Here is a 23,876-nt window from a genome sequence, read left to right as displayed (position 1 = left end):
CACACTACATGCGCAATACATTTCTGGAATTTGAACAGCCGCTCGCCGAGCTTGAAAACAAGATCGAGCAGCTGCGCTATGTGCAGGCCGATTCGGCGGTAGACATCTCCGATGAAATCGGACGTCTGCAGCAGAAGAGCCAGACGCTCGCCAAGGAGATCTACGCCAAGCTCACTCCCTGGCAAACGGCGCTTGTCGCGCGTCACCCCCAGCGTCCCTACACGCTGGACTACGTGCGCGAAATGTTCACCGACTTCCATGAACTGCATGGCGATCGCATGTACGCCGACGACCAGTCCATCGTGGGTGGCCTGGCGCGCTTCAATGGCACGCCGTGCATGGTCATCGGCCACCAGAAGGGCCGCGACACCAAGGAGCGCGCCGCGCGCAACTTCGGCATGCCGCGCCCCGAGGGCTATCGCAAGGCCCTGCGCCTGATGCGCCTGGCCGAAAAATTCGGCATTCCCGTCTTCACCTTTGTGGACACCCCGGGCGCATATCCCGGCATCGGCGCCGAAGAGCGCGGCCAGTCCGAAGCCATCGGCCACAACCTTTACGCCATGGCCGAACTGAAAGTCCCGCTGATCTGCACGATCATCGGCGAAGGCGGTTCGGGCGGCGCGCTGGCCATTGCCGTCGGCAACGCCGTGCTGATGCTGCAATATGCCACCTACGCCGTGATTTCGCCGGAAGGCTGCGCCTCGATCCTCTGGCGCAGCGCCGACAAGGCCCCCGAGGCCGCCGACGCGCTGGCCATCATCGCGCCCCGCCTCAAGGATCTGGGTCTGGTGGACCGCGTAGTCAACGAACCCGTGGGCGGCGCGCACCGCGACCCCCGCGTCATGGCCCGCCTCTTGCGCCGCGCGCTCGGCGACGCCCTGCGCCAGCTCCAGGGCCTGACGCCCGATCAGCTCGTCGAGCAGCGCCTCCAGCGCGTGCTCTCGTACGGCGCCTTCCAGGAAGTGCGCGCGTAAAGCGGGCAGGGCGCCGGCCTTCAGCCAGCGCCGCGGCCCCCGCGCCCTATCTCATGACTGACGTCCCGCCGCCCGGCAGCAATCCTCTGGCCGGCGCGGGCGCCATTCCCTCCCTGCCCATCTCCACCGCACTTGCCGCGGCGTTGCGCCAGACGCTCCAGGCACTGTCCGAGCGTCCGCGCCGCATCGCCGTCGCCTTCAGCGGCGGAGCCGACTCGGCCATGCTCGCCGTGCACGCGGCCGCCGTCGCGCCATTGCTTGGCATCGAGGTAATGCTCTTTCATGTGCACCACGGCTTGCAGGCGCAGGCCGACGAGTGGGCGCAACGCGGACAGGATCTGGCAGCAAAGCTTGCGCTGCCGCTCATCGAAGCGCGCGTCCACGTAGAGCCGGCCAGCGGCAAGGGCATCGAGGCCGCTGCGCGCGACGCGCGCTATGCCGCGCTGGCCCGGTTGGCTGGCGAACATGGCGTCAATCACATCCTGCTCGCCCATCACCGCAACGATCAGGCGGAAACCGTCTTGCTGCGCCTCTTGCGCGGAACCGGGCTGTCGGGCATGGCAGCCATGGCGCCGGTGACGCAGCGCGGCGGCGTGACGTATCTGCGTCCGTGGCTGGAACGGGATCGCAGCGAGATTCTGCAGGCGGCGGATAACGTCGAGGCCGCCATCGGCTGGCGCGCCGTGCAGGACCCCTCCAATGCCGATCCGCGCTACACCCGCGCCGCGCTGCGTGCGCTGCTGGCGCCCGTGCTGGATGCAAGATGGCCCGGCTGGCGCGGCATCGTCGCGCGCCATGCGCGGCACATGGCCGAGGCGGCAGAGATCCTGGACGAAGTCGCGCGTGAGGATTTCGCGGGGCTCGACCCCAGTGCCGACGGCGTGAGCTTTTCGTTGCAGGCGTGGCGGGGACTTTCACCTGCCCGTCAGGCGCAAGTGTTGCGCCATTGGCTGGAGCGCAATGGCGCGCGCATGCCGACCGATGCGCGCATGGCGGACCTGCTGCGCCAGCTTCGCGGCCTGCATAGCCTGGGCCACGACCGGCAATTGCGCGTGGAGCAGGCGGGGCACGTCGTGAGATGCCACCGCGGCCGCGTGTGGGTGGAGCGCCGGGGCCAAGCCGGTTCATGAAGGGGTAAGCCGGTTCGCGGCGGGCGGTCAGGTGATTCGCTTCGGAACCGTGCCGACAAGCCCAACGCGGCGTTAAAGCCACCAAATGGACATAAATTTGCGCTATCTGCGCAAATTTTTACCGTCGCGCTAGAATATATGGTTTTGCCCGTCAACACTTGCGGCGGGTATCCAGCCAGAGTACGAGATGTCCCTGATCGTTCACAAATATGGCGGTACTTCGATGGGCTCGGTCGAGCGCATCAGAAACGTGGCGCGTCGCGTCGCTAAGTGGCACGCCGCCGGCCACCAAGTTGTTGTTGTCCCGTCCGCCATGGCGGGTGAGACGAATCGTCTGCTGGGCCTGGCGCGCGAGCTCTCGCCCCAGCCCGACGGCCGCGAACTCGACATGATCGCCGCCACCGGCGAGCAAGCCAGCAGCGGCCTTCTGGCCATTGCCTTGCAGGCCGAGGGCGTGTCCGCGCGCAGCTATGCCGGTTGGCAAGTGCCAGTGCGCACCGATTCGTCGTTCACGAAAGCCCGCATCACGTCCATCGACGACGCCCGCGTGCGCGCTGATCTGGACGCCGGCCGCGTGGTCATCGTGACGGGTTTTCAGGGCATCGACCCTGACGGCCACATCACCACGCTGGGCCGCGGCGGCTCCGACACTTCGGCCGTGGCCGTGGCAGCGGCCATCAAGGCCGACGAATGCCTGATCTACACCGACGTGGACGGCGTCTACACGACCGATCCGCGCGTGGTGCCCGAAGCGCGCCGCATGTCCGTCGTTTCCTTCGAAGAAATGCTGGAAATGGCTTCGCTGGGCTCCAAGGTCCTGCAGATCCGTTCGGTCGAATTCGCCGGCAAGTATCGTGTTCCGGTCCGGGTCCTGTCCTCGCTGACCGACCCCCTTATCCCGCTCGAGGAAGAAATGGTCTCGGGCACGCTGATTACTTTTGAGGAAGACGAAAAAATGGAAGCCGCCGTTGTCTCCGGCATCGCCTTCAGCCGCGACGAAGCCAAAATCACCCTGCTGGGTGTTCCCGACAAACCCGGCATCGCGTTCTCCATCCTGGGTCCCGTCGCCGCCGCCAACATCGACGTCGACATGATCGTGCAGAACCAGTCCGTGGCTGGCACGACCGACTTCTCGTTCACCGTGAACCGCAACGAATTTGCGCGCGCCGTGGACCTGCTCAAGCGCGAAGTCATTCCCGCCGTGGGCGCACGTGAACTGTCCACCGACGAAAAGGTCGCCAAGGTCTCCATCGTCGGCATCGGCATGCGCTCGCACGTCGGCGTCGCCAGCCTGATGTTCCAGACGCTCTCGCAAGAGGGCATCAACATCCAGATGATCAGCACCAGCGAAATCAAGACCTCGGTCATCATCGACGACAAGTACATGGAACTGGGCGTGCGCGCACTGCACAAGGCCTTCGGCCTGGACCAGGCGCCCGCCACCAAGGTCTGACCGATCAGTTCCGGCACGATTTTTTTACGTAAACGCCCGAATCGCGGGCAAGAGCCAAAAAAATTGTGCTAGAATCTCGTTCTCTTTTCGGAGACGTGCCCGAGAGGCTGAAGGGGCTCCCCTGCTAAGGGAGTATGTGGCTAAAAACTGCATCGTGGGTTCGAATCCCACCGTCTCCGCCAAAGACACTTGCACCAGTGAACAAAGGTTGCCTCAAGACCCGCATAGCTTTTTGCTCTGCGGGTTTTTTGTTTTCTGCGCGCCTCTGACGTGAGTGGGGTCGCGAGATACGGTTGCCGTGATTCACGCCAGCTGGCTGATCAGCGCACGGGCCTGATCGATAACATCCGCATCGTTCGGCCGAAACTCCAGCCGAATGGCTCGCGGCAGGTTCACAAAGTGAGATTGCGAACTGCGCGCATAGGCTGGGTCGTAATGCCGATCGATCAGTTCGCGCGCCAGGTCTTCGCGGTGGCCTTCGTCCACCAGCGTGATCCAGTTCTTGATGGTGTCGCGGCTGTGCAGTCCCACCATGCGCTGCAACTGCGCTTTGAGCCAATCCGGTGTGTCGAAGAGCCGCGCGTAATCCTGCTGCAGGAAGCGCGTGCGGTCTTCGCGGCTGGAGCGCACTTCGATGCAGTCGCCCTGATGCATGGCGTGCAGCAACGACGCGGGCAGTTCCACGGCGCCGATCTTGCGGCTTTCTGCTTCGACGAACACCGGCCGGCTGGCGTCGAGTTCGCGCAGCCTAACGGCGAGCAGGGTGTCGAAGCGCTTTTGCGTGGGCTGCTGCGCGTCGGGCACTGCACCCAGCAGCGAACCCCTATGGGATGCGAGGTCTTCCAGGTCCAGCGTCTGTGCGCCTGCTTCGTGCAGCGCGTGCAGCAGGCGTGTCTTGCCGCTGCCGGTTGGGCCGGTCAATACGACGAAGCGTTGAGGCTGCGGGAGCGTCTGCAGGCTGTCCAGCGTGGCGCGCCGGTAAGTCTTGTAGCCGCCGTCGAGTTGCCGGGCGCGCCAGCCAATCATGTTGAACATCAGCGTCATCGACCCCGACCGTTTGCCCCCGCGCCAGCAGTAGACCAGCGGGCGCCAGCCTTGCGGGCGGTCGGCGAAGGTGGTTTCCAGATGGCGGGCGATGTTGCGGGCGACGAGCGCCGCGCCGGCGCGTGACGCCTCGAAAGGCGAGACCTGTTTGTACATCGTGCCGATCAGCGCGCGTTCGTCGTTGTCCAGCACCGGCGCGTTGCGGGCACCTGGGATGTGGTCGTCGGCAAATTCCAGGGGCGTGCGCACGTCGATGATTTCGTCGAAATCATGCAGTTTGTCGAGGCTGACAAGCAGGTGTTTCACGCGGCCGTCCCGGAAAGTAGGTCCGCAATTTTCGCACGCGGCGCTGTCTGCCGGCGTCGTGGTGGCGGATAGGATTGCAACTCGTCAAGTTGGGTGTCTGACACCCTGGGGGCGCCGCTTCAAGTTTGTAGTCCATCTATGCGGGTGTCAGACACCGACGCGCGAAGCGTCATCACCCCAACGCAAGACACCGCGTAAGTCACCGAAGGCCGCCCGCGCGGCCGAATGGGGCGCATCGTCAAGTTGGGTGTCTGACACCCTTGGGGCGCCCCTTCAAGTTTGTAGTCCATCTATGCGGGTGTCAGACACCGAGGCGCCACCTACGCGCGAAGCGTCATCACCCCAACGCAAGACACCGCGTAAGTCACCGAAGGCCGCCCGCGCGGCCGAATGGGGCGCATCGCCAAGTTGGGTGTCTGACACCCTGGGGGCATCGCTTCAGGTTTGTAGTCCATCTATGCGGGTATCAGACACCGAGGCGTCACCTACGCGCGAAGCGTCATCACCCCAACGCAAAATACCGCGTAAGTCACCGAAGGCCGCCCGCGCGGCCAAACGGGGCGCGCATCGTCAAGTTGGGTGTCTGACACCCTGGAGGCGCCGCTTCAGGTTTGTAGTCCATCTATGCGGGTGTCAGACACCGAGGCGCCACCTACGCGCGAAGCGTCATCACCCCAATGCAAGACACCACGTAAGTCACCGAAGGCCGCCCGCGCGGCCGAACGGGGCGCGCATCGTCAAGTTGGGTGTCTGACACCCTTGGGGCGCCGTTTCAAGCTTGTAGGCAAACTATGCGGGTGTCAGACACCGAGGCGTCACCTACGCGCGAAGCGTCATCAACACAACGCAAGACATTGCGTAAGTCACCGAAGGCCGCCCGCGCGGCCGAACGGGGACGGGCCCCGCAAGATGCTTTGAGCCCAAGAACCTCTGCGCAAAAATGCCAAGCACACCGGCCACCCCCAACGCCCGACAAGCTTCAAATGCTAGAGTCCGGTACGGTGGCGGCGCGAGGTGCGCGGGGCGTCGATAAGCCCGAGGGAATCTGAAGGGAGCCGAAGGCGGACGAAGATGACGAAGGGGGGGGCGCCTAGGCAAGTCCGGAGCGAAGGCTCCGGACCGCAATCGTGGCCCCGCTCGCCTCGGGCCGCCACCGTGCCGGACGCCTTAAGAACCCGCACCGCATCAACACCAAGCAGCAAAGATCTAAAGCACCGGCTCAGCGTGCCGAAAAACGCGCAAATCAAAGCACCCGAGCAACCACATCCCCCGCTTGATGAAGGCAGCAGCAATGGATTTCTCTTTCAAATGCACCACCTGCGACGAGGTTCATTACGGCCTGCCGAGCTTCGGCGCCGAAGCGCCCGCCACGTACTACGCCGTGCCGCCTGAAGATCGCGAGCAGCGTTGCGATCTGGGCAGCGACGACTGCGTGATCGACGAGCAGCACTTCTATGTGCGCGGCTGCATCGAGCTGCCCATCGTGGGTCACCCCGAGCCGTTTGTATGGGGCGTATGGGTGTCGCTCAGTCTGCAAAGCTACGAGACATGGGTGCGGATGTCAGACGAGCCGAAGCGCTCGCACACGCCGCCATTGTTTGGCTGGCTCACGACGCGGCTTGATCCGTATCCCGACACGATCGGATTGAAAACGCACGTTCATCTCAGGGACGACGGCTTCCGGCCGTTCATCGAGTTGGAGCAGACGAGCCATCCGTTGGCGGTCGAGCAACGCGAGGGGATTACGACCGGCCGAGTCGCGGAGATCTACGCGCTGCTCGTGCACGGGCAGGCGGGAACGGCGTAGGCGGGCGATTCGCCAGACGGATCGCTGTCGGAGTGCATGCTGCCCGAAGGAACTCCACCCGACAAATCGCCGCCCGACAAATCGCCCGCCCGCCTGCTCGCCTACCTGCGTCAGGCGCTGAACGTCAGCGCATTCGTCAGGTCGCCCATCGCCGCTTGCCCGCGTGCCGTCATGGCGTCATCGCGCGCCTTCAGGCCGTCGAGCATCGGCAGGTCGAAGAGCCGCGTCGCAAGGCGCAGGATGGATCCTGTGTCGTAGATGGTGTGGTCCACGGTGCCCTTCTTGGCGAAGGGCGACACGATCACTGCGGGGATGCGCGTGCCCGGGCCCCAGCGGTCGCCTTGCGGCGGCGCGACGTGATCCCACCAGCCGCCGTTCTCGTCCACGGTGATTACCACCACCATGTTCTCCCACTGCTTGCTCTTCCTCAGGCTGTCCACGATGTGCGCGATGTGGCGATCGCCCGAGTCAACGTCCGCATACCCCGCGTGCATGTTCAGGTTGCCCTGCGGCTTGTAGAAGGTCAGCGGGGGCAGCGTGCCGGCTTCGGCATCGGCCAGGAAGTTGTTGGTGGCATTGAGGTCACCCAGGCCGCCGTCGCGGATGTGCGTCGTGCGCGCCGAGGTGCCCGGCCCCGTGCTCTTGAAGTAGTTGAAGGGCTGATGGTGCGCCTGGAAATTGGGCGAAGACGGAAAGCCCGTGTTGGCCGTCGAATCCACGGCCGCTTTCCAGCCGCCTGCGTACCACGCCCAGTCCAGGCCTTTGGCGCTCATCAGGTCGCCGATGTTGGCGTGCGTTTGCGGGACCATGGTTTGCGGGTTTGTCGGGTCGGCCAGCGTGGGATCGGTGGCATCGCGGCTGAACGAAGGCCAGTAAGGCGGGGCCATGGTGTTGACCCCGTAGCCGTCGGGCGTGAGCGCGCTGGCGCCGAATTGCGGGACGCCTGTCAGCGCGCTGGCGGGCGACGTGGGCTTGGGTTCGAGGCGGGGATCGGCGGGATCGGCGCTTTGCAGTTGCGCGATCTGAGGCTGGGCGACCGAGCTTGCGGCGTCCGGATAGAACGGCGGGCGTGCGGCGACCAGGTATTGATGGTTCAGGAACGAGCCGCCGAAGGCGCCCTGGAAGAAGTTGTCGCACAGCACGATTTCCTGCGCCAGCTTCCACAGCCGCAGGTTGTACGCGGAATCGCTGTAATGGCCCATGACGAGCGCGCCGGAATCGGCCCATGCGACGAATTTGTCATTCTTGCCGCCGTTGATCTGCATCTGATTCTGGTAGAACACGTGCCAGAGGTCGCGCGTCACCACGCCTTGCGGCAAGGGTTCGCCTTGCGGTCCCTGCAACGCGAACGGCGCGTTGGACAGGTTGTTCATGTAGGCCGCAGCCTGGTCCACCTGGTAGGTGATGTGGTTGGCCTGCTGCGACGTGGGCACCATGCCGTTCCACACGGGCGGCAGCACGGGCAACGGTGTGCCGTCGCGATCGAGCTGCGTATAGTCGGCCGGCGTCAGCGCGGACAGGGGCTTTTCCACGCCGGGGAAGTTGGCGAACAGATTGTTGAAGCTGCGGTTCTCGGCAAAGATCACCACCAGCGTCTTGACGTTGTCGCGTAGCTGCGTGGTCAGGTCGGGCGCAGGGGCGGGCGTGGGTTCTGGCGCAGGCGCGGGGGCGGGCGCGGGCGCTGCGGGGCTGTCATCGTCGTCGTCATTGGAGCAGCCGGACAGCGCGCCCATGGCGGCCGCGCTGGCGCCCAATGCGGCGATGCCGGTCAGAAAGCCGCGGCGGGTGGCGCGTACGGGCGTTGCGCTGGAGCCGTCCTGCGAAGGTTCTCCAGTGCTTTTGTCTTTGTCGGACATGAAAGGTCTCTTAAGCTTGCGGATGACGTGGCGCACTGTCATTGCGTCACGAAAATCGCCGGATGACAGCCGGCATCGTTAACGGCCGCTAGGCTAAAGAGACAAGGTTCTATCGGTGTGACCATCCGCTGTCGGGAAGCTGTACGCAGCCATCTGCGCGCCGCCCAACTTGCGCATCTTGCGAAACAACGCTATTATTCAAGGCTTGCTTTTTCAAGCGCCCGTAGCTCAGCTGGATAGAGTACCTGGCTACGAACCAGGGGGTCGTAGGTTCGAATCCTGCCGGGCGCACCAAGTTTTTTGTTGTAGTTCGCGCAATGCGCGGATCGGCAGAAAAGAAGACGAAAAAAGCAGCCGTAGTGAAGTGAAAGTTGCAATAAGAACAGTGCGGTAAGACGTTCTCTGCAAAAAGTTCTGCTCCACTACAAACATGGCACGATTATTCTGATATAATTTTGCCTCTTTGTCGGAGCGCCCGTAGCTCAGCTGGATAGAGTACCTGGCTACGAACCAGGGGGTCGTAGGTTCGAATCCTGCCGGGCGCACCAAACATCACGGTCTAAACGCCGCGATGCAAAAAGCGGCAAAGAAAATGGAAAGGCCTTTGATCTTGAATCAAAGGCCTTTTTGTTTTGTGCGGCACTTGTTTTGTGCATCGCTGGTTTTGTGCATCACCTGCTTTGTGCATCACCTGTTTTGCGCGTCACTGGTTTTGCACTGCACTGCACATTAATGTGCGGCCTCTTCTTTCTCTTTCGATTCTGGCTTGTCGTCCGCGTCGTCGAAGCCCCAATCTCCGAATAGATACCAATCGTCGCCGAGCGATTCCGCCGGGTGCATGGTGCGGCCCGAGCCGTTGCCACAGGCCATGGAATCGGTGGAGCAGTATCGGTCGCAGCCCCAGCAAATGCGTTCGGGGTGTTTGGGATGCAGGGGAAACTTCTTGGCCATGCCGTCTGCCTGATGTGTTCTTATGGAACTGAGCGTACTGCGCACGGGCCATGCGTTTCATTGACATCTCGCAAACCCACGGGCGCCACCTGCCGAGACCCGATTTAAAACGGGGTCGATTTGCATGGCACGATTCTTTCGTGTTATAAAAACGCCTCTTTCGGGGCGCCCGTAGCTCAGCTGGATAGAGTACCTGGCTACGAACCAGGGGGTCGTAGGTTCGAATCCTGCCGGGCGCACCAACTTATTCGAGATCATGCTGCACAGTATGATTTCTGCCAGAAAAACGCAGCAATGCGTACGCAAAAGCGGCTTGATGAATTCTCAAGCCGCTTTTTTTTTGTCCGCTTGTCTTGTCAGCGATTTTCAGTGCCCGCCGCCGGTTGGCGGGTGCTCATTGCGGCACGGCATCACCACACCCGATACACCCGCCCGGTCTGCGCGCCTTCGACGCTGCGGCTGTAGGCCAGCGCGACACGGCTGGCGGGGGCGGCTTCGAAGCCCTGGAAATACGGACCATAGTTGTCCAGCGACTCTTGCAAAACGGTGGGGCTGACCGCGTTGATGCGGATGCCTTGCAGTTCCACGGCCGCGCCGCGCACGAAACCGTCGATGGCGCTGTTGACGGCGGCCGCGTTCGCGCCAAAGCGGATGGGCTCATCGCTCAGGATGCCGCTGGTCAGCGTGATCGAGCCACCCGCGTTGACGTAGTGCTGGCCGATGAGGGCCAAGTCGACCTGGCCCAGCAGCTTGTCATGCAACCCAACCTTGAACTGGTCCGCCGTCATGTCGGCGATCGGGCCAAAGTGCAGGCTGCCGGTGGCGGAGACGATGGCATCGACCTTGCCCACGCGTTCGAACAGGCTGCGGATGCTGTCGCTACGGGTGACGTCGACCTGGTATTGGCCGCGAGTCTTGCCCACCGCGATGATGTCGTGCCGCTGGCCGAGTTCGCGGGCGATCGCGCTTCCGAGGGTGCCGCTTGCGCCGATGAGGATGATCTTCATGGGTTCTCCGTGGATTGTTGAAATGGGCGCGCCGGCAAGGGCGCCAACGCATGGACGCATTCTGCGCCCCGCATTCCGTCCGAAAAATCCTAGAATTGTTGGATCAGTCAACACTCGGAGTGCGTAATCCATGGATCGCCTGCTCAGCATGGAAGTTTTTGTGGCCGTGGTCGAGCTGGGCAGCCTGTCTGCCGCCGCGGTGCAACGGGATATGTCGCCGGCCATGGCCGCCAAGCACGTCAAGGGCCTGGAGGAGCGGCTGGGATTGCGGCTGATGAACCGCACGACGCGGCGCCAGAGCCTGACCGAGGCGGGGCAGGCGTACTTCGCGCGCTGCAAGACGATCCTGGCCGACATCCGCGACGCCGAGCAGGGTGCCGAGGCGCTGCGTTCGGCGCCGCGCGGCCATCTGCGCATCACCTCGTCGGTGTCGTTCGGTTCATTCGCGCTGGCGCCGGCTATCGCGGACTACCTCTCGATCTATCCGGACGTCAGTGTGGAGCTGTCATTGAGCGACTTGGTCGAAGACGTTGTGGCGTCGCGTTTCGATGTGGCGCTGCGTATCGGCGAACCCGCAGACTCCGGCCTGGTGGCGCGCCGCATCGGGCTCTATCAGATGATCATCTGCGCGGCACCGGCATATCTGGAGCGCTACGGCACGCCGGCCGTGCCAGGTGATCTGGCGCGGCATCAGTGCCTGGACTTCTCGCATTGGAGCCGGCGCACCGGCTGGAGGCTGGGCACGGACGAAGGCGGAGAGATGGGGTATCCGGCGGGGCGGTTCGTGTCGAACAACGGGCAGGCGCTCAGGCAGGCCGCACTGGCGGGCTTTGGCATCGTGCTGCAGCCCGAACTGCTGCTGGCCGACGATGTGCGCGCCGGCCGCCTGGTGCCCATCCTGCAGCCTTACTGGCCGGTGGCCCGGCCCATCACGCTCTTGTATGCGAAGGACCGCCAGGCCCCGCCCAAACTCACGACATTCGTGGATTTTGTGGTGACGCGCTTTGGGCGGTAGCGGGGGGCGGCAACGGCGGCTGTCAGGCGCGTCGTCGGTCCACCGCGGTCAAGGACGTGCCGCTCTTGAGAAGTTGATAGGTCTGGCCGCCCAGCCACGCGACTTTTTCACCGGAACTGGTGCGGCAGACGCAGTGTGTCTTCGGGTCGAAGCGCGGCGTGCCCAGCGCGGAATACGCGCCGGGATCGGAAACGAAACGTTCGATGCGATACAACGTGCCATCCGGCGATGTGGCGAGCACGTCGGTCAATCGTCTTGCGGTGCCGAGCATATTCAATACCTCCATGCGCGGGCCGTCAGGTGTCGGCGCCAAAGTCGTTTGAACAATTCATGGCGCGGGCGCGGGGCAATGCCTCGCGCGCAGCGCTAATGAAACTGTCCGCCTAACAATGAATCATCGAGTTGTTCCGGCGAAACGCCCAGGGCCTCGGACACGCGGTCAAGAATCACCTGCCGGGGCCGCGGGCGCGGCCGTTCCAATTCAATATAGATGGAGTGGTCTACGCCAAGGCGGGCAGCCATGTCAGCAGTGCTGATATTCAGATGCTCGCGCCAGGCGCGGATCAGGCTCCAATCGTTGCCGGTTTTTAGATTGACTACAGCGGGCGGCAGGCGAGCTTGGGCCCCTGCAAACTTTTTGCGTGAGGGGCTCGGCGCGGATGCCGGCTTTTCATCGCTCGGGGCCGAGACGCTGTGACGCGACTCGCCTCGAGGTGTCGTGTGTGCCGTGACGGCGAAAAAGACGGCGCCGCCATTCAACTGGCGGTATTCGTCGTTGCCCACCCAGCACAGCGTTTCGCCGTTGTCGAGCTTGCATTCGCAATCCAGATGGGTGTTGCTGGGCATGCCTTCGAGCAGGGCGATGGTTTCCGTGGTCGTGGCGTGCCGCACCACACGGTGCAAGACACCGTCTGGCGAACGTACGAAGACGTCAGGAAGTCTCCAGGAAAACGGAATGATCATCTCCACAAGCGAAGCCCATTACACCACTGTCTACCGCGGTTGTAATGGTGAATTTGGGGGTTTCCCCGCAAGTGTCGCGCGCGTGTCATAGCTGTGTGTTTCGGTTACCACGGATCCTCACCAAACCTCGCGGCGGCTAGCAATTCGGGCATCACTTCGGCTGCGGCGCCGCGCAGATTGTGATGGGCCAGCGCATCCAGCGGCGTGGCGGCCGGGTTGACCTGCACGACCGTGGCGCCGCCTGCGATGGCCAACTGTGGCAGTTCGGCGGCGGGGTACACCAGCGACGAGGTGCCGATGCTGAACAGCAGGTCGCATTGCCGCACGGCGTCCGTCGCGTCGCGCCAGGCTTGCGCCGGCAGGCTTTCGCCAAACCACACGACGCCCGGCCGCACCGGCGCGCCGCATGCCGTGCACGCAGGCGGCGTGATGCGCCGGCCGGCATCCGGTTCTTGCGGCGTTTCGGCGGCAAAGGCATGCGGCGCGCCGCAGCGCGAGCAGCGCGGCGCATGCAGGCTGCCGTGCAGATGCGTGACGGCGCGGCTGCCTGCGCGCTCGTGCAGATCGTCCACGTTCTGCGTGATGACGGTCAGCGCCGGGACATGGAGCGCGAGTGTGGCGATGGCGTGGTGCGCGGCATTGGGTGCGGCGCGCAGGACTTGCGCGCGCCGCCATTCGTACCACCCCCAGACGACGTCGGGATGCTCCCGGAAGGCTTCGGGCGTGGCCAGCGCCTGCGCGTCAAAGCGCGACCAGAGCCCGGTCAAGGCATCGCGGAACGTGGCGATGCCGCTTTCGGCGGACACCCCTGCGCCCGTGAAGACAACCACGCGGCGCGCGTCGCGCAGCGCCTGCGCCAGCGCGGGCGGAATATCGTGATGCGTGTTTTTCATTTCCAACCTTGCAGACAGTCCGATACGCTGCACGCGCCGGCAAGGACCTGTCAAGCGCGGTTGCGCGGGGTTGGTCCGTGCGGGAATCGGCAGGCGCGTGCGTTGCCGTCCTGAATCGTGGATACTCTTTTTTCATTCTGGGATTTGATCCCGCCTGGAGACCTGCAATGCCTGAATCGAACAACAGCGTGGAACGGCTGCGCCGTTTTATCGCCACCGCGACGCGGCTGGCCACGCCGCAGGCGCTGGACCAGACGCCCGAACTTGAGGTGGCGTTCGCGGACCTGGTGCGCCACGACGATTGGCTGCCGGAAGCCTGTACCGCGCCGCATCCGCAGTTCTATCAACAGTTCCTGCTGCATTGCGACCCGCTGGAGCGGTTCTCGCTGGTGAGCTTTGTGTGGGGACCCGGCCAGTCCACGCCCGTGCACGATCACGAGGTCTGGGGCTATGTGGGCATGCTGCGCGGCTCGGAGATCAATCAGCGGTTTGTGCGCGGCGCTGACGGGCGCTTGGCGTCCGCAGGCGAGGCCACGACCCTTCGGCCTGGCGATGTGGAACGTCTGTCGCCGGCCGAAGGCGATATCCATCAGGTGTCCAACGCCTATCCCGACCGGGTCTCGATCAGCGTGCATCTGTATGGCGGCAATATTGGCGCGGTGTCGCGCCATATCTACGACCCGGACACCGGCATGGCCAAGCCGTTCGTGTCGGGCTATTCGTCGGCCAGCCTGCCCAATCTGTGGGATCGGTCGGCCGCCGTCCGCGCCACGCTGGGCTAGCAAGGGCGCTGCGGCAAATCCGCTGTTCCGGCGCCGCGTCTCGTGCTATGTTCCCGTCCTAAATATTAGGAAAAACTACGAATGGACAAGACGCTGCTCAAAGGGCTGATGGTGCTGGAAGCGGTGACCGATGTGGACAATCCGCCTCGCACCATCGATGCGCTGGCGGCGCGCGTGGGCCTGACCCGCAGCAATACGCATCGCACCTTGCAGACGCTGATCCACGCCGGCTATGTCATCAAGGACGACGACGGCGGCGGTTACCGTGGCGCCGTGCGCCTGTTCGAATTGGCGGCGCGGCAGTTGGCGCAACTGGACGTGCGCAAGCTGGCCGCGCCCTACATGCGCACGCTCGCAGATCAGACCGGCGAGACCGTGCACCTGTCGGTGCTGGACGGCTTTGATGTCGTCTACGTGGACAAGATCGACAGCCCGCAGCCCATTCGCGCGTATTCCATGGTGGGCGGCCGCGCGCCTGCCTACGCAGTGGCAACCGGCAAGGCGCTCCTGGCCTACCAGGCCGAAGGCTACGTCGAACGTTACGCCGAGCAGATGGTGCGGCACACGCCGTCCACCATTGTGTCCATGCCACTCTTGAAAGACGAACTGCGCAAGATCGCGCGGGCCGGCTACGCGGTCAACCGCGGCGAATGGCGGGAAGGGGTGGGCGGGCTGGCCGTGACCGTGTTCAACAGCCTGGACCAGCCCGTCGCGGCGGTGGGTATCTCGGGACCGCTGGACCGCCTGAGCGCCGCTAGGATGAAGCAGCTTGCGCCGGATGTGGCGGCCTGTGCGCAGTCCATCTCTCAGGGGATGGGATATCGCCGGGGATTTCTGGATCAATAGCGGTTGGGGCGCGCAGCGTGGCCGCGATCCGCTCGGCCTGATCGCGCGCGAGCCGGGCGTTAACGTCCATGGAGGTGGTCCAGAAGTACGTGCCGCCCGCCAGACTGCCCAGCACCGAGACGCCCGCCTCGATCTGGCCGCCGGCGTTTTTCAAGCAGCCGGTGTCGTAGTCCAGCGCCAGTCCGCCATGCGGATCGGCCTGCGCGTGACCGTCGCGCAGCAGCTGGGACACGAGCGGATCGTCCGTGCGCTGCGCATCTACCGAGAAGCTCGTGGCATTGATCAGATGCTGACTCAGATGTTCGTCTTGGCCGCCCGCCGTGCGCAACCGCGTGCGGAACAGACCCGTGGCCGAATCGTGATCGCAGCCGGCAAAGCCGGCGGCAACGCGAAGCTGGTTCGCGCCGAACAAGGCCTGCAGTTTCAGGGCGTTGCGCATCGGGAAGGTTGCACGGCGCGCCATCCAGATTGATCGCCATTGCGACTGGAAGCGGCGCCGTTCGGTGTCCGGCAGCAGATGCCAGATCTGGTCCACCGCCGCGTTGGTGGCGGCGGCCACCGCCTGCCATGGACGCGGCGCCGCGGACGACCGGCGGATTTCATCGTCCAGTGCGGCTCTCGCGTCGCCTTCCATGCCAAGCACGTCGTTGTCGTCCAGCGAACCTTGCTGCGCCCGCACCTCGTCCTGCAGCGCCTGCCAGATGGTGTCCAGCGTCAGCGCGCCGCCGTGCCGGGCCGCCAGCCGAAGGGCGCCGTCGCGGCTCAGGTGATGCAGCGTGCTGGGCGCGCGGTTGTGCGGGCTGCGCACCGACGGCAGCCGTCCGTTACGCGAGACGCACAGGATGGGCCCGCGGTGCCCGGCCTGCTGCAGCGCGGCCACGGCGTCCACGGCGCTCAAGCTGGTGCCGACGATGCACACGGAGGCATCGGGCGCGATCGCGTGCGTCAGCGACGACACCGGATACGGGCTATTGAAGTAACCCGCCACGCCCTCCAGCGCGGGGAACGCCTGCGAAGGCAGGTTGCCGTTGCACAGCACGACGTGGCGCGCGGCGAGCGGTGCGCCGTGAGCGGGTTGGACGCGCACGCGGCCGTCGGGCTGCGGGGTCACGCGGTGTACGCGGCTAGGCACGTGTGCAAGCGTCACGCCCAGCGATTCGGCAAGCAGGCGGCAGCGCGCGTAGACCGCGCGCAGGTAGGCGCCGAACAGCGGGCGCGGCAGGAAGTCGGCGGGGTCGATCGTGGTGACGCCGTAGCCTTGGAGCCAGTTGGCATCCTGTTCGCGCAGCCAGTCGACAAAGTCCAGCCGATGGTCGGCGCGTGCGGACATGTTGCCCGCCGGAATGTTGAGGAGGTTGCTGCGCAGGTCGTCCTGGTAGGCGTCGCCAGGACCGGGGGCGGCCTGCGGTTCGAAGAGATGGATCGTTGGTGGGCGCAAGCCCGGCCCAGCCTGCAGCGCCAGCAGGAACTGATAGAGGAAGCTGACGCCGACCGAGCCGCCGCCCGCGATGACCAGGTCGGTTGCGGCCGGCGGGGCCGATGCGGGGCCGCGCGTCATTTCGCCGCCGACAGGCGCACCACGTCGGCCCAGCGCGCAACTTCCTGCTTGAGCATCCGACTGGTGTCGGCAGGCGAGGTGGCAATGGCGTCGGCGCCGAGTTTCAGGGCGGCCTGCTGCACGGATTCCATTGCCGCCGCCTTTTGCATGCCGTCCGATAGCTTGTCCACGACCGTGGGCGGTGTGCCCGCCGGCGCGAGCAGCGCATACGTGGTGGCGACCGAATAATCCTTCACCCCCTGTTCCGCCAGCGTCGGCAGGTCGGGCAGCGCGGTGGCGCGCTTGGCCGTCGTGACGCCCAGCAGGCGGATCTTGCCGCTGGCGACCTGCGGCAGCAGCGCGGGCAGCGTTTCGATGACCATGTCGATCTGACCGCCCAGAAGATCCGTGATGGCCGGCCCGCTGCCGCGATACGGCACGTGCATGAGCCGCGTGCCGGTGACTGCCTGGAAGAGTTCGCCCGCCATGTGCTGCGAGGTGCCGGGGCCGGCCGATCCGAAGGTGATGGATCCCGGTTTGCTCTTGGCCAGCGCGATCAGCTCCTGCACGTTCTTGGCCGGGATCTTGCTGCTGTTCACCGCGACCGCCATCGGCATGCTGGTGGCCATGGACACGCCGACGAACGCCGTGCCGAAGTCGTAGCCCGGCTTGTCGGGCATGGCGGCATGGATGGCATGGCTGCCCACCGCGCCCATCAGCAGGGTGTAGCCGTCGCCCGGGGATTTGGCGACGAATTCGGCGCCGATCTCGCCGCCCGCGCCAGCCTTGTTTTCAACCACCACGCTCTGGCCCAGGAAATCTCCCAGATGCTGAGCATAGATGCGGGCGGCGGCATCGGTTGCGCCGCCCGGCGGAAACGGCACCACCATGCGTACGGGTTTGGTCGGCCAGTTGTCGGCCGATGCGGGGTTGGCCGACAGCGCCAGCACCGTGCTGGCCAGGGCAATACGCCACGACAGTCTCATGCAAGTCTCCTCGGTGGATGGGCCAGCATGCGACGGGGCGGTTCGCGATTGCGGGGCGCCGGGGCCGCTGCAGTCCTCTTTGTTGAATCCTAAATATTAGGATTGATGTTTCAATAAATGGTTTACGTAGAATTCCACACGGTGCTATGCTGGTCAACAATTAACCGCAGCACCTAGGGATTGCACTAAGACTGGCCCTGAGGGTAAGCGGTTTTCGCTGAGGCGGGTCTGGATGATGCCATCGTTGATGGCCGCGTCTTATACTGTTTTTCGCATCCCAAATATTGAATTTTCATAACGAGAGGTCAGACATGACACCCAGTTCGTCGCTTGCCGGCATTACGGTGCTGGAGATTTGCAACGTTGCGGCGGGACCCTTTTGCGGCATGTTGTTGGCGGACATGGGCGCGGACGTGATCAAGGTGGAGAACCCGGAGGGCGGCGATACGCTGCGCAGCTGGCCGCCCATCTCGGACGGCTACAGCGAGAACTTCGCCTCGCTCAACCGCAACAAGCGGTCGGTGACGTTGAACCTGAAGGATCCTGGCGATCTGGTCCTGGCGCGGGAACTCGCGCTACGCGCCGACGTGCTCATCGAAAACAACCGGCCGGGCGTCATGGAGCGGCTGGGCCTGGGCTACACGCAGTTGCGCGAGGCCAATCCCCGGCTGGTGTATTGCTCGATTTCCGCCTATGGCCAATCCGGGCCGCGCGCGCAGGAGGGCGGCTTTGACCTGACCATTCAGGCGATGAGCGGCATCATGAGCGTCACGGGCGAACCCGGCGGCGAACCGGTCAAGTGCGGCGTGCCGCTGGCGGACTTTTCCGCGGGGCTGTACGGCGCGTTCGCCATCGCGTCGGCTCTGCGTGCGGCCCAGGCTAGCGGGCAGGGCACGCACATCGACGTGCCGATGCTGGGCGCCACGTTGGGCATCGCCGCCTTGCAGACGTCCGAGTTCTTCGGCAGCGGCAAGGATCCGGTCAAGCTCGGGTCGGCCCATCCGCGCAATGCGCCGTACCAGGCCTTTCGCTGCAAGAACGGCTATTTCGGCATGGCCGCGGGCAACCAGGCGCTGTGGAAGGCCGTGTGCGCGACGGTCGGGCGCGAAGACCTGCTGGCCGATCCCCGCTTTACCGACACCAGCGCCCGCGCCCGCAATCAGACGGCGCTGCGCGACATCCTGGAGGAGATCTTCGCCGAGCATGAGGCGCAGGACTGGCTGGCGCGCTTTCGCGCAGCCGGCGTACCGTGCGCGCCGATCAACACGTATTCCGAGGTGCTGGCGGACCCGCAGGTCGAGCACATGGGCTGGGTGCAGGCGCTGGAGCTGCCCAATGGCGTGCAGACCCGCACGTTTGGTCTGCCGGTGCGGTTCGATGGCGAGACCACGGCGTTGCGCCGCCGCCCGCCCGCGCTGGGCGAGCATAACGACGAGGTGCTGGGACCGCTGCGCGACGCCGGCAAGGGAGGCAAGCAATGAGCGTATTACGCATCGACCGGCAAGGGCCGCGACACGTGCTGACGCTGGCGCGTCCCGAAAAGATGAATGCGTTGTCGGCCGACCTGGTCGATGCGCTGATCGCCGCGCTGGACGAGGCCGAAGGCGAACGTGCCCAGGTCATCGTGCTGCAAGGCGAGGGAAAGAACTTCAGCGCGGGCTTTGACTTTGGCGATTGGCAGACGCAGAGCGAAGGCGATCTGCTGTTGCGCTTCGTGCGGATCGAGACCCTGCTGCAGCGGCTGGCGGCATCGCCGTGTCTGACGGTGGCGCTGGCGCACGGGCGCAATTTCGGCGCGGGCGTGGATGTGTTCGGCGCCTGCAAGTGGCGCATCAGCGCGCCGGACGCAACGTTCCGTATGCCCGGTCTGAAGTTTGGGCTGGTGCTGGGCACGCGGCGCTTTGCGTCGCTGGTGGGCGCCGAGCGCGCGCGCACGATTCTTGAACAGGCGGCCACGTTCACTGCCGAAGACGCATTGCGCGATGGCTTCGCCAGCCGGCTGGCAACACAGCAGGAGTGGCCGCAGATCGTCGAAGCGGCGCTGGAAACCGCCGGCGCGCTAACCGATGCCAGCCGCGCGCAGTTGTACGCGGCCCTGTCGCAGGAGACGCCGGACACGGACCTGGCGCGGCTGGTGCGTTCGGCCGCGGCGCCGGGTTTGAAGGACCGCGTGGCGGCATATCTGCAGGCGCGCTAGGCGCGTCCCATCGAGCAGGGAGGAAGACAATGGCTTCAGGATTCAACCAAAAGAACAAGCAGTGCAGCTTGCAGGAACTGGCGGCGCTGGTGCCCAACGGGGCGTCGATTGCGCTGGGCGGCAGCTTTCTGCATCGCGGACCGTTCGCGTTCGTGCGCGAACTGATCCGCCAGGAAAAGCGCGATCTCGAACTGATCAAGCAGTCACCGGGGTACGACGTGGACATCCTGTGCCGCGCGGGCGTGCTGCGCCGCGTGCGCGCGGGCATCGTCGCGATGGAAGGCAATTTCGGGCTGGCGCCCTGGTATCGGCGCGCTGTCGAGCGCCACGAGATCGAACTTGAGGAACACGCCTGCGCCAGCCTGACGGCGGGGCTGCGCGCGGCGGCCTTTGGCGTGCCGTTCCAGCCTTGCGGCGGCCTGCATGGCAGCGGCCTGCCCGAATTGAATGGGTGGAAATGCCTGGATGATCCGTACGGCAGCGGCGAAAAGACCTGGGTGGTGCCGGCGATCAAGCCGGACTTCGCCGTGATCCAGGCGTCCGAAGTGGATGCGCTGGGCAACGTGCGCGTGCACGGCACGGCGCACTGGGACCGCATCATGTCGCGCGCCGCGGGCAGTGTGCTGGTCGTGGCCGAAAAGCAGGTGGACAGCGCCGTGTTCGAGGCGCAGCCCGAATCCACGCTGGTGCCGTATTTCATGGTGCAGGCCTTTGCGGTCGTGCCGCAGGGCGCATGGCCGGGGTCGTGCTGGCCCGATTACGCCATCGACTATCCGGCGGTGGAAACCTACATGGACAAGAACAGCGATCTGCGCGCGCACATGGCGGCGGCGCCCGAAGCGCGGGAGGGAAATCATGGCTGAGCAATGGTCGGGCTTTTCGTACATCGTCACCAATCTGGCGCGCTTTATCCGTCCTGACGAAATCACGTTCAGCGGCGTGAACTCCACCATGCCCATGCTGGCGTGCCTGCTTGCCAAGCGCGCCTATGACTGGGACTTCGTGTACATCAACGTGGCGGGCGGCGTGAACCCGCGGCCATCGCACATTCCGCTGTCCAGTTCGGATCCGGTGCTGGCCGAGCACACCGCGTCGATCTTTTCCAACGAAGACTTCTACGACCTGTGCACGCGTGGCCGCATGGACCTGACCTTCCTGGGCGCCGCGCAGATCGACGGCGCGGGCTGCGCCAACAACTCGTGCATCGGCGACTGGCATGAACCCAAGGTCCGGTTGCCCGGCGGGGGCGGCGGGGCGGTGATGCTGCCGACGGCTCGGCGCGCCTGCACCTGGCGCACCGAGCATTCGCGCCGCACCTTCGTGCCCAAGCTGGACTTTATGACGTCGTGGGGCGGCTTTCATGGCGTGGTGACGCCGATTGCGGTGTTCGTCAAACGCGACGGCCGGCTGGCCCTGCAATCCTGGCATCCGGAATCCAGCCTGTCAGAAGTGCGCGAACGCACGGGTTTCGAATTCGACGCCATCGGCGCGGGTCCGACCGAACCGCCGACCGAGCAGGAAGCCCGCGCCTTGCGCGAGCTGGACGCCGGTGGGCAGTTCGAACGCGACGCCGCCGTCGCACTGCGCTGACCGCGCGCCACTCATCAACGAGCCCGTTACAGGGGGAGTAGTCATGACGATTGCCGATGCCACGGTCGTGGCGGCGTTTGCGCACTTGTGGGACCAGCCGGAATGGGCGGCTCGCACAGCGTTGGTGACCGCCGAGGAAACGGTCAGCTACGCGGATCTGCGCCGCCGCGTGGGACAGGCAGCGGGCGGCCTGCGGGCCGCGGGCGTCGCGCCGGGCGATTTCGTTGGCGTGGCGATGGAGCGCTCTTTGGCGCAGGTGCTGGCCATTTTGGGCGTCATGGCGGCGGGCGCTTGCCCGTGCCCGCTGGAGCCACGGCTGTCGGTCGAGGAAACCGCGCGGCGCGTGGCGGCGGTGGGCTTGACGTGGATGCTGGCGGACGACGACAACGCCGCCACGGCCAGCGCCTGCGGCCTGCCCGAGGCGCGCGTGCTCGATGCCGCGCAGGTGGCGTCGGCCACCCCCGACTGGGCGGGCGCGGACATTGCGCCGCAAGCGCCGGGATTGTTGCTCTTCACGTCGGGCAGCACGGGCAATCCGAAAGGCGTGCTGCTTTCCCATCAAGGCCTGGTGAACAACGCGCGCGGCGTGCTGGCGCATACGGGCCTCACGCCGTCGGATTGCCTGCTGCACGTCATGCCGCTGCATCACACCAACGCACTGAACAACCAGATTTTCACGCCGCTGTTGGCCGGCGCCAGTGTGGCGCTGGCCGGCCGGTTCCGCGCGCAGGATATGCCCGGCCTGCTGGACGCGTTCAGGCCCACGATCATCACCGGCGTGCCGACGATGTATGCGCGCATGCTGGAACTGACGTTCGATCCGGACAGCCTGGCCGGGCTGCGTTTCGCGCGTTGCGGCTCGGCGCCCATCACCGAGGCCTTGCATCGCAGGATCGAAGCCTTTCTGGGATGTCCGCTGGTAGTGTCCTACGGGTTGTCGGAGGCCACGTGCACGTCCACGATGAATCCGCCGGACGCGCGGCGCGTGGGGTCGGTGGGCACGGTGCTGCAAGGACAGGACGTAAGCCTGCGCCTGCCCGATGGCGGCCTCGCGCCGGCCGGCGCCGAAGGCGAGATCTGCATTGCGGGCGACAGCCTGATGCTGGGCTATCTGGGCGTGGATAGCGCGGACGCGGGGGCGCTCAAGCTGCTGCGCACCGGCGATCTGGGCCGCTTCGACGCGCAGGGTTTTTTGACCATCACCGGGCGCATCAAGGACGTGATCATCCGGGGCGGCGAGAACATTTCGCCCGCGCTCATCGAAGGCGTGGTGACGGGGATGCCTGGCGTTGCCGTCTGCTGCGTGGTGGGGGCGCCGGACGATGATCTGGGCGAGACACCCGTGATCTTCGTCCAGCGCAACGGTGAATCCGCGCCCGACGCGGCCGCCATACAGGCCGAAGTGCTGGCGCGGCTGGGCCGGATCTATGTGCCGCGCGACGTGTGCTGGGTCGACCGGCTGCCCGAGAACGCGGTGGGCAAGGTCGACCGCAAGGCGTTGGCGCGGCAGGCGGCGGCTACTCCACTTTGCCGATCCGCTTGACCGCAACTTCCAGCGACGCGGAGTCTTTTTTCCAGTAGTCGTCGAATGCCGGCGCGTCCAGGTATTGCACCGGGCTGCCGGTGCCGGCAATGCGCGCCTGCACCGCCGGATCGCCCGCGATCTGCTTGACGGCCTGGCGCAGCTTGTCGATGACGGCGGGCGGGGTGCCTGCCAGCGCGAACACGCCGGACCATTGCACGAAACTGGCGTCGTAGCCCTTGGACGTCAGCGACGGCACCTCGGGCAGGCTGTCCAGCTTGCCCTCGCCCCAATGCGCCAGCGGCCGCACGCGTCCGGCCTGGATCAGCTGCATGACGCTGGACGGGCCGGTTGCCAGCGCGTCGACCTGGCCGCCAACCAGGGCCTGCACCGCCGGACCGGCGCCCGTGAACGGCACGTGCATCATCTTGATGCCCGCGGCGTTCTGCAGCATTTCCATCGGCACGTGCATCGTGCCGTAGATGCCGGAACTGCCGTAGCTCAGCTTGCCGCCCTGTTTTTTTGCGGCGTCGATGAATTCGTCCAGCGTCTTGTACGGCGCGTCCGCGCGCACGACCAGCACGGTGGGATCGGCAGTGATACGGGCGATCGGCACGAACTGGTCAAGCTGATAGGCCGGCTTGCGTTCGAGCAGGCGGTCGGCGGCGGGCAGGATGGAGATCGACGACAGGCTCAGCAGCAGCGTGTAGCCGTCGGGTTTGGCGCGGCCCGCCTGGCCGATGCCGATGGCGCCGCCCGCGCCGCCCTTGTTTTCGATGACGATGGGCTGGCCCAGCTTGTCGCCCAGGGCCTGCGCCAGGGGCCGGGCGATGGTATCGGCGACGCCGCCGGGCGGGAAGGGCACCACCATCGTGACGGGACGCTCCGGGTACCCGGCGGCCATCGCGGACGTGGCGCCCAGGCATAGCAAGGCGGCAGCAGCCGCCCGTCTGGCTACATGCTTGCAGCGCAGGTTCATGTCTCACTCCTTAGGTCTTTTGTGCTGCGCGGCGCCGG

The 23,876-nt window shown here is 65.4% G+C and carries 22 protein-coding genes and 4 tRNA genes; 16 read left to right on the top strand and 10 right to left on the bottom strand.

Annotated features, from left to right (window positions below):
• Nucleotides 1–8: 8 nt before the first annotated feature.
• The 4 genes from ASD71_RS11475 (at nt 9) to ASD71_RS11460 (ending at nt 3,739) form a co-directional block, all read left to right on the top strand.
• A complete protein-coding gene (locus tag ASD71_RS11475; RefSeq protein WP_056563515.1) occupies nt 9–974 on the top strand; it encodes an acetyl-CoA carboxylase carboxyltransferase subunit alpha in 966 nt (321 codons plus the stop codon).
• A gap of 53 nt (nt 975–1,027) precedes the next feature.
• Entirely contained in the window at nt 1,028–2,104 is a 1,077-nt protein-coding gene (gene tilS, locus ASD71_RS11470) for a tRNA lysidine(34) synthetase TilS (protein ID WP_082578862.1), read from the top strand.
• Nucleotides 2,105–2,291: 187 nt separating this feature from the next.
• Nucleotides 2,292–3,557 carry an aspartate kinase gene (locus ASD71_RS11465; protein ID WP_056563512.1) on the top strand — a complete coding sequence of 422 codons (1,266 nt, stop codon included), beginning with the start codon at nt 2,292–2,294 and terminating at the stop codon, nt 3,555–3,557.
• An 89-nt stretch (nt 3,558–3,646) separates the two neighbouring features.
• Nucleotides 3,647–3,739, top strand: a tRNA-Ser gene (locus tag ASD71_RS11460).
• 121 nt (nt 3,740–3,860) lie between these two features.
• On the opposite strand, the gene mnmH is transcribed toward ASD71_RS11460, so the two are convergent.
• Nucleotides 3,861–4,907, bottom strand: coding sequence for a tRNA 2-selenouridine(34) synthase MnmH (gene mnmH / locus ASD71_RS11455; protein WP_056563509.1), 1,047 nt, complete (start codon nt 4,905–4,907; stop codon nt 3,861–3,863).
• Between the two features lie 1,291 nt (nt 4,908–6,198).
• Between mnmH and ASD71_RS11450 the strand changes: the two genes are divergently transcribed.
• On the top strand, nt 6,199–6,714 hold the full coding sequence (locus tag ASD71_RS11450; RefSeq protein ID WP_056563506.1) for a DUF2199 domain-containing protein: 516 nt from the start codon (nt 6,199–6,201) through the stop codon (nt 6,712–6,714).
• 110 nt (nt 6,715–6,824) lie between these two features.
• Here the strand turns inward: ASD71_RS11450 and acpA are convergent, their stop codons facing one another.
• Nucleotides 6,825–8,570 (bottom strand): acid phosphatase, encoded by a 1,746-nt coding sequence (acpA, locus tag ASD71_RS11445; RefSeq protein ID WP_056563503.1) that lies wholly within the window; start codon nt 8,568–8,570, stop codon nt 6,825–6,827.
• Nucleotides 8,571–8,787: 217 nt separating this feature from the next.
• Between acpA and ASD71_RS11440 the strand changes: the two genes are divergently transcribed.
• Nucleotides 8,788–8,864 (top strand) — tRNA-Arg (locus tag ASD71_RS11440).
• A 177-nt stretch (nt 8,865–9,041) separates the two neighbouring features.
• Nucleotides 9,042–9,118, top strand: a tRNA-Arg gene (locus ASD71_RS11435).
• A 181-nt stretch (nt 9,119–9,299) separates the two neighbouring features.
• Here ASD71_RS11435 and ASD71_RS11430 read toward each other — a convergent pair.
• Nucleotides 9,300–9,521 carry a DUF3079 domain-containing protein gene (locus tag ASD71_RS11430; protein ID WP_056563500.1) on the bottom strand — a complete coding sequence of 74 codons (222 nt, stop codon included), beginning with the start codon at nt 9,519–9,521 and terminating at the stop codon, nt 9,300–9,302.
• Nucleotides 9,522–9,686: 165 nt separating this feature from the next.
• Here ASD71_RS11430 and ASD71_RS11425 point away from each other — a divergent pair.
• Nucleotides 9,687–9,763: transfer RNA gene (locus ASD71_RS11425), tRNA-Arg, on the top strand.
• A gap of 168 nt (nt 9,764–9,931) precedes the next feature.
• Here ASD71_RS11425 and ASD71_RS11420 read toward each other — a convergent pair.
• Nucleotides 9,932–10,528 carry a short chain dehydrogenase gene (locus ASD71_RS11420; protein WP_056563497.1) on the bottom strand — a complete coding sequence of 199 codons (597 nt, stop codon included), beginning with the start codon at nt 10,526–10,528 and terminating at the stop codon, nt 9,932–9,934.
• A 130-nt stretch (nt 10,529–10,658) separates the two neighbouring features.
• Between ASD71_RS11420 and ASD71_RS11415 the strand changes: the two genes are divergently transcribed.
• Nucleotides 10,659–11,543 (top strand): LysR family transcriptional regulator, encoded by an 885-nt coding sequence (locus ASD71_RS11415; protein ID WP_056563493.1) that lies wholly within the window; start codon nt 10,659–10,661, stop codon nt 11,541–11,543.
• A 22-nt stretch (nt 11,544–11,565) separates the two neighbouring features.
• On the opposite strand, the gene ASD71_RS11410 is transcribed toward ASD71_RS11415, so the two are convergent.
• The 3 genes from ASD71_RS11410 to ASD71_RS11400 form a co-directional block, all read right to left on the bottom strand.
• Entirely contained in the window at nt 11,566–11,814 is a 249-nt protein-coding gene (locus tag ASD71_RS11410) for a hypothetical protein (RefSeq protein ID WP_175124227.1), read from the bottom strand.
• A 95-nt stretch (nt 11,815–11,909) separates the two neighbouring features.
• The gene (locus tag ASD71_RS11405) at nt 11,910–12,512 is read right to left on the bottom strand and encodes a helix-turn-helix domain-containing protein (protein ID WP_056563487.1); all 603 of its coding nucleotides are present in this window, start codon (nt 12,510–12,512) and stop codon (nt 11,910–11,912) included.
• Between the two features lie 98 nt (nt 12,513–12,610).
• Nucleotides 12,611–13,399, bottom strand: a complete 789-nt coding sequence (locus ASD71_RS11400; protein WP_056563484.1) for an NAD-dependent deacylase — start codon at nt 13,397–13,399, stop codon at nt 12,611–12,613.
• A gap of 167 nt (nt 13,400–13,566) precedes the next feature.
• Between ASD71_RS11400 and ASD71_RS11395 the strand changes: the two genes are divergently transcribed.
• Nucleotides 13,567–14,181 (top strand): cysteine dioxygenase, encoded by a 615-nt coding sequence (locus tag ASD71_RS11395; protein ID WP_056563481.1) that lies wholly within the window; start codon nt 13,567–13,569, stop codon nt 14,179–14,181.
• Between the two features lie 81 nt (nt 14,182–14,262).
• Nucleotides 14,263–15,027 carry an IclR family transcriptional regulator gene (locus ASD71_RS27635; RefSeq protein WP_082578861.1) on the top strand — a complete coding sequence of 255 codons (765 nt, stop codon included), beginning with the start codon at nt 14,263–14,265 and terminating at the stop codon, nt 15,025–15,027.
• Here the strand turns inward: ASD71_RS27635 and ASD71_RS11385 are convergent.
• Both ASD71_RS11385 and ASD71_RS11380 read right to left on the bottom strand, forming a co-directional pair.
• The gene (locus ASD71_RS11385) at nt 14,936–16,585 is read right to left on the bottom strand and encodes an FAD/NAD(P)-binding protein (protein ID WP_056563476.1); all 1,650 of its coding nucleotides are present in this window, start codon (nt 16,583–16,585) and stop codon (nt 14,936–14,938) included. The genes ASD71_RS27635 and ASD71_RS11385 overlap by 92 nt on opposite strands.
• A complete protein-coding gene (locus ASD71_RS11380) occupies nt 16,582–17,550 on the bottom strand; it encodes a tripartite tricarboxylate transporter substrate binding protein (RefSeq protein ID WP_056563474.1) in 969 nt (322 codons plus the stop codon). Before ASD71_RS11380 ends, ASD71_RS11385 begins: the two co-directional genes overlap by 4 nt.
• A gap of 311 nt (nt 17,551–17,861) precedes the next feature.
• On the opposite strand from ASD71_RS11380, the gene ASD71_RS11375 reads away from it, so the two are divergent.
• Genes ASD71_RS11375 through ASD71_RS11355 form a run of 5 tightly spaced genes read left to right on the top strand, consistent with a single transcriptional unit; the run spans nt 17,862 to nt 22,880 of the window.
• Nucleotides 17,862–19,031, top strand: a complete 1,170-nt coding sequence (locus ASD71_RS11375) for a CaiB/BaiF CoA-transferase family protein (RefSeq protein ID WP_056563471.1) — start codon at nt 17,862–17,864, stop codon at nt 19,029–19,031.
• Nucleotides 19,028–19,747 (top strand): enoyl-CoA hydratase/isomerase family protein, encoded by a 720-nt coding sequence (locus ASD71_RS11370; RefSeq protein WP_056563468.1) that lies wholly within the window; start codon nt 19,028–19,030, stop codon nt 19,745–19,747. The genes ASD71_RS11375 and ASD71_RS11370 overlap by 4 nt, the downstream gene beginning before the upstream one ends.
• A 29-nt stretch (nt 19,748–19,776) precedes the next feature.
• A complete protein-coding gene (locus ASD71_RS11365) occupies nt 19,777–20,610 on the top strand; it encodes a CoA transferase subunit A (protein WP_056563465.1) in 834 nt (277 codons plus the stop codon).
• Nucleotides 20,603–21,337 carry a CoA-transferase subunit beta gene (locus ASD71_RS11360; RefSeq protein ID WP_056563462.1) on the top strand — a complete coding sequence of 245 codons (735 nt, stop codon included), beginning with the start codon at nt 20,603–20,605 and terminating at the stop codon, nt 21,335–21,337. Before ASD71_RS11365 ends, ASD71_RS11360 begins: the two co-directional genes overlap by 8 nt.
• 43 nt (nt 21,338–21,380) lie before the next feature.
• On the top strand, nt 21,381–22,880 hold the full coding sequence (locus tag ASD71_RS11355) for a class I adenylate-forming enzyme family protein (RefSeq protein WP_056563459.1): 1,500 nt from the start codon (nt 21,381–21,383) through the stop codon (nt 22,878–22,880).
• On the opposite strand, the gene ASD71_RS11350 is transcribed toward ASD71_RS11355, so the two are convergent.
• The gene (locus tag ASD71_RS11350) at nt 22,855–23,838 is read right to left on the bottom strand and encodes a tripartite tricarboxylate transporter substrate binding protein (RefSeq protein ID WP_056563456.1); all 984 of its coding nucleotides are present in this window, start codon (nt 23,836–23,838) and stop codon (nt 22,855–22,857) included. The genes ASD71_RS11355 and ASD71_RS11350 overlap by 26 nt on opposite strands.
• Between the last annotated feature and the right edge of the window lie 38 nt (nt 23,839–23,876).

The sequence above is a fragment of the Achromobacter sp. Root565 genome (genome assembly GCF_001427425.1).
Classification (GTDB): Bacteria; Pseudomonadota; Gammaproteobacteria; order Burkholderiales; family Burkholderiaceae_B; genus Achromobacter; species Achromobacter spanius_D.
The sequence above is the reverse complement of the archived record's forward strand: the minus strand, read 5'-3'. Positions and strand labels throughout refer to the sequence as shown.